The organism is Stenotrophomonas sp. PS02298 (assembly GCF_029959445.1).
Lineage (GTDB): Bacteria > Pseudomonadota > Gammaproteobacteria > Xanthomonadales > Xanthomonadaceae > Stenotrophomonas.
Genome location: NZ_JASCOR010000025.1, coordinates 26,543 through 39,768, shown reverse-complemented (window position 1 = coordinate 39,768; position 13,226 = coordinate 26,543). Strand labels below are relative to the sequence as shown.

The window sequence follows — 13,226 nt, the reverse complement described above, 5'->3', positions numbered from 1 at the left end:
CCCCACAAAGCGAGGGCCTGTAGTGCCGAGCCATGCTCGGCACTACCGATGGCGTGCTTTTACCTCGTCGGCAACGGAATGCTGTCGTCCTGGCCGTGCTCGCGCGCCGCCATCGTCGCGCCATCGCCGCTCACGCGCATCATCTGCAGTGGTTGGCCATCGAGGCGGAACTCCAGTGCCGACTGCAGCCTATCCAGCGCCTGTACCTGCGTGCACAGCGAGCGCGCGTGCTGCTCCAGGGCGGCAGCTCGACCCTCCAGACGTTGCTCCAGTTCGGCGTCGAGTTTGTCTGCGCGTGCATCCAGCTTGTCCTCGCCACCGGTGAATACCGCCCACAGCATGCTGCGGGCGATGGAGCCGCTCAGGCTCTCGGCGGCATCCTGCACCCGTGCTTCGAAGCCTTCATTGAACAGGTCCTGGTCCCAGCGGCCGCGGCCGATGGTCTGTTCGACAAAGCGTTCGGCCTCCTTGCGCAGCTTGCGCACTTTGCGGGAGTTGGCGTTGCCGGTGAGGCCTTCGTAAACCGAGTCCAACGTATCGAAGCTGATGCCAACGGACTCGGTGGCGATGCCGGTCACCGCTGGCATCAGCCGGCGCACGCCATCCTCCAGTGCGCGCAGCCGTTGTGCATCTTCCGCTGAGACCGTCTGCATCCGGTTGTCGATGCTCAGCTGGCCGTCATGGAACACGATCTCGCGCATCGGCAGCGTATCGCGACGCAACCAGATACCGCCGCCGTCGACCAGCACGTTGTAGTCGGTGGACACACCGCACTGGTCGGCAGACAGCTCCGGCGCCTTGACCGTGCCTGCCTGGGCGGCCAGCGGCAGCAGCAGGGCAAGCGAAGTGGCGATGGGCAGCAGGCGCATGGCGGCGAGCTCGTGGCAGGAGGATGTCGCCAGCTTGGCCGCTCGCGGCAAGGGCTGCGCCGGCCGGAAGTCACGTCCCGAAATTTCATCAGAAATTTACGTTATCAAGTCAGGTGGTTTTCCTACAAAAAAACTCTGCAAAAGGCTTGACTGCGCACGCCGTTCGAGCAGGTTCCGGTGTCTGGTCCGGGCGCCAGACAGTCCAAGCCTTGTGCCACAAGGCTTGGCAAAGAAATACTAGATTTGGTGTTGACCCTGTAATACACCCCCACTATCTTGTGCTCCGTCGGTTCTGGCGGAATTTTCCGTCGGATTAATAGGGAAGCCGGTGATGCCTTCAAGGCTAGTCCGGCACTGCCCCGCAGCGGTAATTGGGAACGACCCCGCCAACAGCACTGAGGCACAGGCCTTGGGAAGCGGCGGAGTAGGAGAAGGCCCCCGCCTTCCTGCCCATGAGTCCGAAGACCTGCCGACAGCCACGCGATGCACACCGCGTGGTGCCGGCTGCGGTGTCTTCGAGGGGAAGACGGCTGGTGACGTGGTGCCGTGGCTGCTGCCGACCCTGGGTCGTGCGCTGTCGCGGCTGCTGCGACGCCGTCCTTCCATGCTCGCTGCTCCGTACCGGCTCTGCTTCCTGCGCGGGCAGGAGCTGCGTGCATAACGTTTGCAAGGACACCATCGTCGTGACTGCCACTCATACTGACGTCGCTCCGGCTGAAGCCGGTTTTGAACTGACCCCGCCGCCGACCGCCACCGCCATGAGCGTGACCAAGCGCAATGGCAGCACCGAGCCGGTAGACCTCAACAAGATCGTCCGCGCCATCCAGCGTTGCTGCGAAGGCCTGCACGCGGTGGACCCGATGCGGGTGGCCACGCGCACCATCTCCGGCCTGTACAACGGCGCCAGCACCCAGGAACTGGACGAGCTGTCGATCCGTACCGCCGCCCTGCTGATCGGCGAAGAACCCGAATACGGCCGGCTGGCCGCGCGTCTGCTGGCCAACTTCATCGGCAAGGAAGTCTCCGGCCAGGAAATCCACGCGTTCTCGCAGTCGGTCGGCCGTGGCCACGAAGTCGGCCTGATCAACGACTGCCTGCTCAACTTCGTGCAGGTCAATGCACGCAAGCTCAACGATGCGATCGATCCGTCCTATGACCTGAACTTCGATTACTTCGGCCTGCGCACCATGTATGACCGCTACCTGCTGCGGCATCCGCATTCGCGCAAGGTCATCGAAACCCCGCAGCAGTTCTTCCTGCGCATCGCCAGCGCGCTGAGCGAGGATGTGCCCGAAGCATTGGCGCTGTACCAGCGCCTGGGCAGCCTGGATTACCTGCCGTCCAGCCCGACCCTGTTCAACGCCGGCACCAGCCACGAGCAGCTGTCCTCGTGCTTCCTGCTGGACTCGCCGCAGGATTCGCTGGAATCCATCTACGACCGCTATGCCGACATCGCCCAGCTGTCCAAGTTCAGCGGTGGCATCGGCGTCAGCTATACCCGCGTGCGTTCGCGCGGCTCGCTGATCAAGTCCACCAACGGCCACTCCAACGGCATCGTGCCGTGGTTGAAGACGCTGGATTCCTCGGTGGCTGCGGTCAACCAGGGCGGCAAGCGCAAGGGCGCGGCCTGCGTCTACCTGGAAACCTGGCACGCCGACATCGAGGACTTCCTCGAACTGCGTGACAACGCCGGCGATGACGCGCGCCGTACCCACAACCTCAACCTGGCCAACTGGGTGCCGGACCTGTTCATGCAGCGCGTCGAGGCCGACCAGGAATGGTCGCTGTTCGATCCGCGCGTGGTGCCGGAGTTGACCGACCTGTTCGGTCCGGCCTTCGAGCAGGCCTATGTACAGGCCGAAACCCAGGGCAAGGCACGCAAGACCGTGTCGGCACGCAAGTTGTACTCGCGGATGATGCGCACCCTGGCCGAGACCGGCAACGGCTGGATGACGTTCAAGGACAAGTGCAACCTGGCCAGCAACCAGACCCTGCGCGCCGGCAACGTGATCCACCTGTCCAACCTGTGCACCGAGATCCTGGAGATCACCTCCAACGACGAGACCGCAGTCTGCAACCTGGGCTCGATCAACCTCGGCAACCACCTCGATGCACATGGCGATTTCGATTTCGAGAAGCTGGCCGAGACCGTGCGCCTGGCCGTGCGCCAGCTTGACCGCGTCATCGACCTGAACTTCTACCCGATCGAAACCGCACGCCGTGGCAACCTGCGCTGGCGTCCGGTCGGCCTGGGCTGCATGGGCCTGCAGGACGTGTTCTTCCGCAAGCGCCTGGCCTTCGATTCCGCCGAAGCACGCACGCTGTCGACCAAGATCGCCGAGACCATCTATTTCCACGCGCTGGAAGTGTCCTGCGAACTGGCCCAGGAACGCGGCAAGCACCCGTCGTTCAACGACACCCGCGCTGCCCACGGCGAGCTGCAGTTCGATGCCTGGAACGTGGTGCCGGAAGACACCGCGCGCTGGGACGCGCTGCGTGAGCGCATCAAGCAGCACGGCCTGCGTAACTCGCTGATCATCGCGATCGCGCCGACCGCGACCATCGCCTCGATTGCCGGTTGCTACGAGTGCGTCGAGCCGCAGGTGTCCAACCTGTTCAAGCGCGAAACCCTGTCCGGCGACTTCCTGCAGATCAACCGTCATCTGGTTGCCGAGCTGAAGCAGCTGGGCCTGTGGACGCCGGAAGTGCGCGATGCGATCAAGCTGGCCGACGGTTCCATCCAGAGCCTGCAGCAGATCCCGGAAACCCTGCGCCACATCTACCGCACCGCATGGGAACTGCCGATGCGTTCGCTGATCGACATGGCCGCCGCGCGCGGTGCCTATATCGACCAGTCGGCCTCGCTCAACCTGTTCATGGAGAGCCCGAACATCGGCGCGATGTCGTCCATGTACATGTACGCCTGGAAGCAGGGCATCAAGACCACGTATTACCTGCGTTCGCGTCCGGCCACCAAGATCGCCAAGACCACGGTCAGCAGCTATACCCCGGTGGAAGCCGTGGCCTGCTCGCTGGAAAACCCGGAAGCCTGCGAAGCCTGCCAGTAAAGCTCGAAGCCCCTCTCCCGCTAGCGGGAGAGGGGTTGGGGTGAGGGCGCTTTGAAAGCAAGCAGACCCAACCCTTCAAGAACCAACCCTCATCCGGCGCTGCGCGCCACCTTCTCCCGCAGGGAGAAGGGAAAGGAGAAGCCCCCATGTCCAATGAATCCCGCCAAATGCTGCTCGATCCCGGTTTCGAGCTGACCCTGCGTCCGATGCGTTACCCGGACTTCTACGAGATGTACCGCAACGCGATCAAGAACACCTGGACGGTGGAGGAGATCAATTTCCAGATCGACATCACCGACCTGCACCAGAAGATGTCGCCGGCCGACCAGCACCTGATCCATCGCCTGGTCGCGTTCTTCGCCACCGGCGACTCGATCGTGTCGAACAACCTGGTGCTGAACCTGTACCAGCATCTCAATGCGCCGGAAGCGCGCATGTACCTGTCGCGCCAGTTGTACGAAGAAGCGCTGCACGTGCAGTTCTACCTGACCCTGCTGGACAACTACCTGCCGGATCCGGAAGAGCGCTTCAAGGCCTTTGCCGCCGTTGAGAACATCGACTCGATCAAGAAGAAGGCTGCGTTCTGCTTCAAGTGGATCGATGCGCTGCAGGAAACCAAACGCCTGGAAACCCGCGACGACCGCCGCCAGTTCCTGCTCAACCAGATCTGCTTCGCTGCCTGCATCGAAGGCTTGTTCTTCTTTGCCGCGTTTGCCTACGTGTACTACTTCCGTTCGCGCGGCCTGCTGCCGGGCCTGGCTTCGGGCACCAACTGGGTGTTCCGCGACGAGAGCTGCCACATGGAGTTCGCGTTCGAGTGCGTGCGCAAGATCCGCGCCGAAGAACCCGATCTGTTCGACGCGAAGATGGAGCAGGAGGTCTACCAGATGCTGGAAGAGGCCATCGATTGTGAAGTGCAGTTCGCCGAAGACGTGCTGTCCGGTGGCGTGGCGGGTATCTCCACCCGTGACATGCGTGAATACCTGCAGCACTGCGCCGACAACCATTTCCTGAAGCTGGGCATGGCCAAGAAGTACAACGTGCGCAACCCACTGCCGTTCATGGAGCTGCAGGACGTGCAGGAACTGACCAACTTCTTCGAGCGCCGCGCCTCTGCCTACCAGGTCGGCGTGCAGGGTGAAGTGGCGTTTGATATGGCGTTCTGATGTGCTCCCTCCCTTTCACTGCAGGTGAAGGGGAGGGCGCTTGTCTCCCTCCCTTGCGCGAAGCGCAGGGGAGGGTTGGGGAGGGGTGCTTTTTAGCTTCTGAGGCTTTATCGGCTTCGCGGCTTACGCCGCTCCTACAAGAGCTGCAGCCGCGTACACAAGCTGCACAGCTTTGCGGGCGTATCATCGGCGCCAACTTACAGGTGATGCCTCCATGACGCCCATCGTCGAAACCAATCCGCCGGTCGAAGTCCGCATGGCGGAAATCGTGTTCCCCAACCACACCAACCATATGGGCACGCTGTTCGGTGGCCAGGCACTGGCGTGGATGGATAAAGCGGCCTTTCTCGCCGCCGCCCGTTATTCGCGTTGCACGGTGGTCACCGCGCGCTCGGACCAGGTCGATTTCAAGCTGCCGATCCGCATCGGGCAGATGGTGGAAACCATCGGCCGGGTGGTCAAGGTTGGCCGCAGCTCGATGCATGTGGAAGTCGAGCTGATCGCCGAAGACCTGCACAACGGCGAACGTGCGCTGTGCACCAAGGGCACCTTCGTGATGATCGCACTCGATGGCGAAGGTCATCCGACCACCGTGCCGACGCTGCCGACGCAGGCCTGAGCCTCGCGGTGATGACCACTTCATCGGTACCGACTGGGCGTCTTTCGTCGGCAGTGATCACCGAGTTGCCGGAGTTCATCGCCGGCCATCGGCGCCTGTTCGTGGTCACCGGTGCCGGTTGCAGCACCGATTCCGGTATTCCCGACTATCGCGATCGCGATGGTCAATGGAAGCGCACGCCGCCGGTGACCTACCAGGCCTTCATGGGCGAGGAAGCAACCCGCAAGCGTTACTGGGCGCGCAGCCTGCTGGGCTGGCCACGCTTCGGCCAGGCGCTGCCCAATGGCACGCACCGTGCGCTGGCGGCGTTGGAAGCCGATGGTCGCATCGAGCTGCTGCTGACCCAGAACGTGGACTGCCTGCACCAGGCGGCAGGCAGCCAGACCGTGATCGACCTGCATGGTCGCCTGGACCAGGTGCGCTGCATGGGCTGTGAAGCACGCAGCTCGCGCGAACACCTGCAACAGCGCCTGCTGGAAGCCAATCCCGGCTGGGATGTACTGGAGGCAGGCGTCGCGCCCGATGGTGACGCCGATATCGAGGCTGACTTCTCCTCATTCGATGTGCCTGCCTGCGAAGCATGTGGGGGCATATTGAAGCCTGACGTGGTGTTCTTCGGCGAGAACGTGCCGCGTGAGCGGGTCGCGGCGGTGCATGAGCATCTGCAGCGTTCCGATGCTGTACTGGTGCTGGGCTCATCGCTGATGGTGTATTCCGGTTTTCGCTTCGTCGATGCCGCCGCCAAGGCCGGTTTGCCGATAGCTGCGGTCAATCTTGGCCGCACCCGCGCCGATCACCTGCTGTCGTTGAAGGTTGAAATGCCCTGCGCGCAGGCACTTGCGTTCCTGTTGGACGGCATCAAGACGCAGTGATCCATCCCGCCGGTTGAATCAACGGCCCGTGCGGCGTGCAATGGGCGCCCCCACTGTTGATGGACGTCCCCCACGTGAGCCAGCTTTTCTCACCGTTGTCGCTAGGCCCGCTTTCCCTTTCCAACCGCGTCGTCATCGCGCCCATGTGCCAGTACTCGGCGCAGGATGGGCAGGCCACCGATTGGCACACGATCCACCTGGGTCAGCTGGCGCAGTCCGGCGCTGGCCTGTTGATCATCGAAGCCACTGCGGTCGAGCCACGTGCACGTATCAGCTGGGCCGATCTTGGCCTGTGGGACGACGTCACCGAAGCGGCATTGGCCAAGGTGCTGGCGTCGGTGCGGCGCTGGTCGAGCATGCCGATCGGTGTGCAGCTGGCGCATGCCGGACGCAAGGCGTCCACTGCGCGCCCGTGGGACGGTGGTGGCGCGATCGCCCCGGGTCAGGAACACGGCTGGCAGGTGTTGGCGCCGTCGGCGCTGCCGTTCAAGGCCGGCGATCCCACGCCTGCAGCATTGGATGAGGCCGGCATCGATGCCGTGGTTGAAGACTTTGTTGCTGCCGCCAAGCGCGCGGTGCGGCTTGGTCTGGAGCTGATCGAGTTGCATGCCGCGCATGGTTATCTGCTGCACCAGTTCCTGTCGCCGTTGAGCAACCTGCGCGGCGATGCGTATGGCGGCTCGCTGGAAAACCGCATGCGCCTGCTGCTGCGGGTATTCGATGCGGTGCGCGCGGTGGTGCCGGCCAATGTGGCCTTGGGCGTGCGCATCTCCGCCACCGATTGGGTGGACGGCGGCTGGGATGTTGCCCAGAGCATTGAACTGGCCAAGGCGCTGGAAGCGCGCGGCAACGACTTCCTGCATGTCTCCAGTGGCGGGCTGGACCCGCGCCAGCAGATTCCGGTCGAGCCCGGCTACCAGGTGCCGCAGGCCGCTGCGATCAAGGCCGAAATCGGCACGCCGGTGATCGCGGTGGGTTTGATCACCGAGCCGACGCACGCAGAGGAAATCCTCGTCGACGGCAAGGCCGACGCGATCGGCATCGCCCGCGGCATCCTCTACGACCCGCGTTGGCCCTGGCATGCGGCAGCGGCCTTGGGCGCACAGTTGACGGTGTCGCCGCAGTACATGCGTTGCGAGCCGCACGAAGCGCGCGGTCTGTTCAAGCTCGCCATGCAGGGCTGACGTTCGGCGGAGGCGCCAGCGGCATACCGCCGCTGGCGCTCAGGCGTGGTCGATGTCGATGCGCCAGGCCGGCGGCAGGGCATCGAGGATGTGCTGCAGCAGCGAGCGCACTTTCGGGGTCAGGTCGCGGCGGTCGCTGACGCACAGGAACAGGCGCATGGGTTCTGGCGAGGCCCGCGTATCGCTGTTGGCCTCATCCTGGAACAAGGCCTGCAGTTCGCCGCGGGCCAGGTAGGGCGCGGCGACAAAGGCTGCCAGCCGGGTGATGCCGCCGCCGCGCGCCGCCATCGCCGCCAGTGCATCGATGTCGTCGCTGACCAGTGCCGGTTGCACTTCGGCATCGAAGCGCAGGCCATCGCGGACGAAGCCCCAACGCAGGTAGCGCCCATCCAGCGGGTAGCGGAACAACAGGCAGCGATGTTCGCGCAGCTCATCGGGCGAACGCGGCGTGCCGGCGATGGCCAGGTAGGCCGGCGCGGCACAGAACACGAACGGCACCTGCGCGATGGGCCGTGCGACCAATCCCTCTTCCAATTGCGGTTCGATGCGGATGCTGACATCCACGTCCTCATGGGCGTGATCGACGCTGCGGTCGGCCAGCAGCAGCTCCATTTCCAGTCGTGGGTAGCGCTGTTGCAGGGCCGCCAGCAATGGCGCAAGCACATGCCGGCCAAACGCCGCGCTGCTGGCGATGCGCAGGCGGCCAGCCGGTATCGCGTCGGGATCGGTCACTGCTGCCTGGGCCCGTTGCAGGTCGCGCTCGATATGCCGCACCTGCGCCAGATACAGCGCACCACGCTCGGTCAGGGCCAATTGGCGGGTGGTGCGGTTGAACAGGCGCACGCCCAGATGGGCTTCCAGACGGGCGATGTTCTGGCCCACCGCTGCCGCACTGATGCCCAGGGTGCGCGCGGCAGCGGCCAGGCTGCCGGCATCGGCGGTGCGGATGAAGCTGCGGATGGATTGGAGAATGTTCATGCCGGTTGGCATTTTCCGGGAGGATTACAAAGTAAATCTTTATAAAGCCCCAAGCCGACGCGATCTAGCCGTCCCCCGGCTCGCCGACTATCGTGCCCGGCCCGCAGCACCTGATTGCTGCATGCATGGACCTCGTTGGATGCCAGACCCCCGTTCCGTCGCCGTTGCCCGCTGGAAATTGCATGCGCGCACCACGCCTGTTGTTTTCGCGTTTTTCATGGCCTCGATCATGGCCATGCTGATGTGCCTGGTGATCACCGCCGCCAATGCCGGCATCGATGGCCAGTTCCCGGCGCGGGTGCTGTCCGCCTACTGCCTGGCGATGCCGACCGCATTCTGCTGTGTACTGGTGGTGCGGCCCTTGGTGATGCGGCTGGTGGCGTTGACGGTGCATCCGCACTGAGCAGGCCGACGGGCAAACCGTGTCAGCTGCAACTGTCTTTGCTGGGAATCGACTGGAACGGTTACTTTCCACGACCCCACTGATAAATGTTGTTGGCCATGCGTCCTGATTTCATCCTCACCCTTTCCTGCCCGGACCGCACCGGCATCGTCTATCGCGTGTCCGGCCTGCTGTTCGAGTCGGGTTGCAACATCCTCGATGCCCAGCAGTTTGGTGACGATGAAAGCGGCCGCTTCTTCCTGCGCGTGCATTTCGACATGAGCACCAGCGGGGATGAGCCGGTGGTGCGTGCCAGGCTGCAGGGCCTGGGTGAAGAGTTCGCGATGCAGTGGGAATTGCATGATGCGCGCCGCCGCGCGCGCCTGCTGGTGCTGGTCAGCAAGCAGGGCCATTGCCTCAATGACCTGCTGTTCCGCACCCATAGCCGCCAGCTGAAGGTGGATATCGCTGCGGTGGCATCCAACCACAACGACTTCGCCGGGCTGGCCGGTTCCTACACTGTGCCGTTCCATCACCTGCCAGTGAGCGCCGAGAACCGCGAGCAGCAGGAACAGCAGATCATCGATCTGGTCGAGCGCGAACGCATCGATCTGGTGGTGCTGGCGCGTTACATGCAGATCCTGTCGCCGCGTCTATGCCAGGCGTTGTCGGGCCGCGCGATCAACATCCATCACAGCTTCCTGCCCAGCTTCAAGGGCGCACAGCCGTACCACCAGGCGCATGCGCGCGGGGTCAAGATCATCGGCGCCACCGCGCATTACGTGACCTCGGACCTGGACGAAGGCCCGATCATCGAGCAGGACGTGGCGCGTGTGGATCATGCGATGACGCCGCGTGACCTGGTGCAGCTGGGCAGCGATACCGAATCGCAGGTGCTTGCACGTGCAGTGCGCCGCCATGTCGAGCATCGCATCCTGCTCAATGGTCACCGCACCGTGGTGTTCCGCTGATCAGTCGAGCCGGATCCGCAGATCGGGCTTAGTCGATGTGGATCCCGCATTCGTTCAAGGCGATGCGGGTGGCGGCATCGTTGGCTGCCGACACCGGACGGGTCAGCTCCCACAGGAAGCGCACGGCAAAGCCGCTGATCGCAGCATCCTGCGCACTCCACAGCACGCAGTAGTCACGTGCCAGTCCGCAGACATGGACTTCGCGGATGCCGCGTTCGTGCAGCCAGCCAGCCAGTCCGGTGGGCGCGCGCGTCGCCTGTGGGCCGATGTTTTCGCGGAACGCGCTATACGAGTCCACGTCGCGCTGGGTGCCTTTGCGCAGGATCAGGTCGGCATGTTTCCAGTCCACGCGCGCATCCAGGCTGGCACCTGCGCTGCCCTGCACGCAGTGGTCCGGCCACAGCGTTTGTGGCTGGCCGTGCAGTTGGATGGAGTCGAAGGGTTTGTGCCCGACGTGCTGGCTGGCGAACGAGGCATGATCGGCCGGATGCCAGTCCTGGGTTGCAACCACGGTCTGATAGTCGCGCGCATCCAGCAGCGCAGCGATGGCGGGCACGATGGCATCGCCGTGCTGGCAGGGCAGGGCACCGCCGGGCATGAAATCCGGTTGTAGATCGATAACCAGCAGCGCAACGTCTGTTCCGTACATCGACAACTTCCTGACGCGGGGGACGCACAGTTTAAGGCAGTGCCGATCAATGCCTCGTAGTGCCGAGCCATGCTCGGCAGGGGCGTTGCAAGCAATACCAGTAGGAGTGGCATAAGTCGCGAAGCAGGCAAGAGCCAGAGCACCCCTCCCCAACCCTCCCCTTTGCTACGCAAAAGGGAGGGAGCGAAGCGGTAGTGCCGAGCCATGCTCGGCAGGGGCCTTCCCAGCGATCCCCGCCGGACCTATGCCTGCTCAATGTGCCGACGAACGCGAGAACAGGTTGATCACCAGCACCCCGGCGCAGATCAGGCCAATGCCGACGATGGCGGCCGCATCAAGCTTCTGTTTGAACACGAACAACCCGATCAAGGAGATCAGCACGATGCCGACACCGGACCAGATCGCATAGGCGATACCGGTGGGTATCGTCCTCATCACCAGCGCCAGCAACCAGAAGCACACGCTGTAACCGGCCAGGGCACCAACGGTTGGCCATAGCCGGCTCATGCCATCTGACGCCTTTAGGAGGGAGGTTGCGAGCACTTCCAGGGCGATGGCGCAGGCCAGCAGGGCATAGGCGTTCATGGCGGTGCTCGAATAAGGGGCCGCCAATTCTAGCGGCCCTGTTCTTACGGTACCGGTCTAGACTGGACCTGCCATAACGACCGCGGTCCGCATGGCAGGCGCCAAGACAAGAAGCACAGGGGTGGGTAAGTGGCCAGGCAGCGTGAGTGCTGCCGAGTCGGCATGCAGAGCGCACGCAGGGGGCGTGCCGGGCTTGCGTGTCGCCGGATATGGATCCCCGGAAGTTTGTGCAGCACAGATCGCGCCGGTACCCCAAGTGATGCCAGACTCCGATCCACGCCCCAACGCACACCCTAGATGACCTACTACACGCTGCTACAGATGTTTGGGTTGTTGGTCTTTGCTCATGTCGTGGCCGACTACCCCTTGCAGGGTGAGTTTCTGTCGCGGGCCAAAAACCGGCATGCGCCGGTGCCTGATGTGCCCTGGTACCAGGCACTGGCCGCGCATGGCGTGATCCACGGCGGCGCGGTGGGCTGGATCACCGGCAGCATCGTGCTTGCGGTGCTGGAAACCCTGAGCCACATGCTGATAGATGACCTCAAGTGTGGCCATCGCATCAGCTACAACCTGGACCAGGCCCTGCACGTGGCCTGCAAGGTGCTGTGGCTGGTGTTGTTGTCGCTGATGCCGGGTCTGCCTTGATCAACGCCCCGGTGTTTGCCTTGGGCAGTCCTGATCCAGGCGGATCGCTGCGGCCTGTTCCTGCTGCCGTGATCCGCCAGCTTTTGGCGCCGCTTGCAGCCAAACGGCCGCACACAAACCCGGTCGCAAGCTGAAAGCCAGTACCGATATGCCAGCGTGAACGCGGGACTTGGGCGAAAATAGCCGATCCACGCATCACAAGACCCCGCGCTGCATGCCATCCCTGCCTCAAAACACCCGCTACGCCGACTCCCTGCGCCTGTCCGTCGCCCCGATGATGGATTGGACCGACAGGCATTGCCGGGTATTTCACCGGCTGCTGGCGCCGGGTGCGCGGCTGTATACCGAGATGGTGCACGCCAATGCGGTGATCCATGGCGACCGCGAGCGGCTGATCGGCTTCAATCCGGTGGAGCAGCCGCTGGCGCTGCAGCTGGGTGGCAGCGATCCCGATGCGTTGGCCCAGGCCGCGCGTATCGCTGCCGATTGGGGCTATGACGAGGTCAACCTCAATTGCGGCTGCCCGTCGGACCGGGTCCAGGCCGGGCGTTTTGGTGCTTGCCTGATGCGCGAACCTGAATTGGTTGCTGAATGCGTGGCGGCGATGGTGGCGGCGGTGGATATTCCGATCACCGTGAAATGCCGCCTGGGCGTGGACGAGGACAAGGACTACGAGGTGTTCGCTGGTTTTGTGGACCGGCAGGTCCAGGCCGGCGCGGCGATGGTGGTGGTGCACGCCCGCAATGCCTGGCTCAAGGGCCTGTCGCCCAAGGAGAACCGTGAGATCCCGCCGCTGCGCTACGAATGGGCTTACCAGCTCAAGCGCGAGCGCCCGACGCTGCCATTGGTGATCAATGGCGGCATCGCCACGGTCGAGGCCGCGCAGCAGCACATGCAGCACCTGGACGGGGTAATGCTCGGTCGTGCCGCCTACCACGACCCTTATGTGCTGCATGCGTTGGACTGTGCCCAGACCGGCCAGCCGCTGCGCGGGCGTGAGGAACTGCTGGTCGCGCTGCGTCCTTATGTGGAAGCGCAGCTGGCCGCCGGCCTGGCGCTGAAGCACATCACCCGCCACGTGCTCGGCCTGTTCCACGGGCAGCCGGGTGGGCGTGGCTTCCGCCAGGTGCTCAGCGAAGGCGCGCACCGCCCCGGCGCTGACTGGGCCTTGGTCGAGCAGGCGTTGCAGGTCACTCGCAGGCAGGCAGAGCGGGTCGCCTGAGCCGGTAGGTTGGGCG

The 13,226-nt window shown here is 64.0% G+C and carries 13 protein-coding genes and 1 riboswitch; of the genes, 9 read left to right on the top strand and 4 right to left on the bottom strand.

Annotation, left to right across the window (positions count from 1 at the left end; genetic code table 11):
* Positions 1-59: 59 nt before the first annotated feature.
* Positions 60-869 (bottom strand): DUF2884 family protein, encoded by an 810-nt coding sequence (locus QMX78_RS06065; RefSeq protein WP_282267576.1) that lies wholly within the window; start codon positions 867-869, stop codon positions 60-62.
* A 270-nt stretch (positions 870-1,139) separates the two neighbouring features.
* A riboswitch (cobalamin riboswitch) is annotated at positions 1,140-1,358 on the top strand.
* Between the two features lie 269 nt (positions 1,359-1,627).
* Between QMX78_RS06065 and QMX78_RS06060 the strand changes: the two genes are divergently transcribed.
* The 5 genes from QMX78_RS06060 (at position 1,628) to QMX78_RS06040 (ending at position 7,778) form a co-directional block, all read left to right on the top strand.
* Complete coding sequence (locus QMX78_RS06060) at positions 1,628-3,937, top strand: ribonucleoside-diphosphate reductase subunit alpha (protein WP_282267583.1); 2,310 nt, start codon at positions 1,628-1,630, stop codon at positions 3,935-3,937.
* A 146-nt stretch (positions 3,938-4,083) separates the two neighbouring features.
* Positions 4,084-5,103: a ribonucleotide-diphosphate reductase subunit beta gene (locus tag QMX78_RS06055; RefSeq protein ID WP_282267574.1), complete on the top strand. Its 1,020-nt coding sequence runs from the start codon at positions 4,084-4,086 to the stop codon at positions 5,101-5,103.
* A gap of 214 nt (positions 5,104-5,317) precedes the next feature.
* Positions 5,318-5,722, top strand: a complete 405-nt coding sequence (locus QMX78_RS06050) for an acyl-CoA thioesterase (RefSeq protein WP_282267570.1) — start codon at positions 5,318-5,320, stop codon at positions 5,720-5,722.
* A gap of 53 nt (positions 5,723-5,775) precedes the next feature.
* Positions 5,776-6,594, top strand: coding sequence for an NAD-dependent protein deacetylase (locus QMX78_RS06045; RefSeq protein WP_282267582.1), 819 nt, complete (start codon positions 5,776-5,778; stop codon positions 6,592-6,594).
* Positions 6,595-6,668: 74 nt separating this feature from the next.
* Positions 6,669-7,778, top strand: a complete 1,110-nt coding sequence (locus tag QMX78_RS06040; protein ID WP_282267568.1) for an NADH:flavin oxidoreductase/NADH oxidase — start codon at positions 6,669-6,671, stop codon at positions 7,776-7,778.
* Between the two features lie 39 nt (positions 7,779-7,817).
* Here the strand turns inward: QMX78_RS06040 and QMX78_RS06035 are convergent, their stop codons facing one another.
* The gene (locus tag QMX78_RS06035; protein WP_282267566.1) at positions 7,818-8,756 is read right to left on the bottom strand and encodes a LysR family transcriptional regulator; all 939 of its coding nucleotides are present in this window, start codon (positions 8,754-8,756) and stop codon (positions 7,818-7,820) included.
* Between the two features lie 139 nt (positions 8,757-8,895).
* Here QMX78_RS06035 and QMX78_RS06030 point away from each other — a divergent pair, with 139 nt between their 5' ends.
* Together QMX78_RS06030 and purU are read left to right on the top strand one after the other, a co-directional pair.
* Positions 8,896-9,159 (top strand): DUF2798 domain-containing protein, encoded by a 264-nt coding sequence (locus QMX78_RS06030; RefSeq protein ID WP_282267564.1) that lies wholly within the window; start codon positions 8,896-8,898, stop codon positions 9,157-9,159.
* A gap of 98 nt (positions 9,160-9,257) precedes the next feature.
* On the top strand, positions 9,258-10,109 hold the full coding sequence (purU, locus tag QMX78_RS06025; protein WP_282267563.1) for a formyltetrahydrofolate deformylase: 852 nt from the start codon (positions 9,258-9,260) through the stop codon (positions 10,107-10,109).
* Positions 10,110-10,137: 28 nt separating this feature from the next.
* Here the strand turns inward: purU and pncA are convergent, their stop codons facing one another.
* Both pncA and QMX78_RS06015 read right to left on the bottom strand, forming a co-directional pair.
* Positions 10,138-10,758 (bottom strand): bifunctional nicotinamidase/pyrazinamidase, encoded by a 621-nt coding sequence (gene pncA / locus QMX78_RS06020; protein WP_282267560.1) that lies wholly within the window; start codon positions 10,756-10,758, stop codon positions 10,138-10,140.
* A 252-nt stretch (positions 10,759-11,010) separates the two neighbouring features.
* Positions 11,011-11,343, bottom strand: coding sequence for an SMR family transporter (locus QMX78_RS06015; protein ID WP_343229761.1), 333 nt, complete (start codon positions 11,341-11,343; stop codon positions 11,011-11,013).
* A gap of 297 nt (positions 11,344-11,640) precedes the next feature.
* Between QMX78_RS06015 and QMX78_RS06010 the strand changes: the two genes are divergently transcribed.
* Together QMX78_RS06010 and dusA are read left to right on the top strand one after the other, a co-directional pair.
* Entirely contained in the window at positions 11,641-11,988 is a 348-nt protein-coding gene (locus tag QMX78_RS06010; protein WP_282267555.1) for a DUF3307 domain-containing protein, read from the top strand.
* Between the two features lie 214 nt (positions 11,989-12,202).
* Entirely contained in the window at positions 12,203-13,210 is a 1,008-nt protein-coding gene (gene dusA, locus QMX78_RS06005; protein WP_282267553.1) for a tRNA dihydrouridine(20/20a) synthase DusA, read from the top strand.
* Positions 13,211-13,226: the final 16 nt, after the last annotated feature.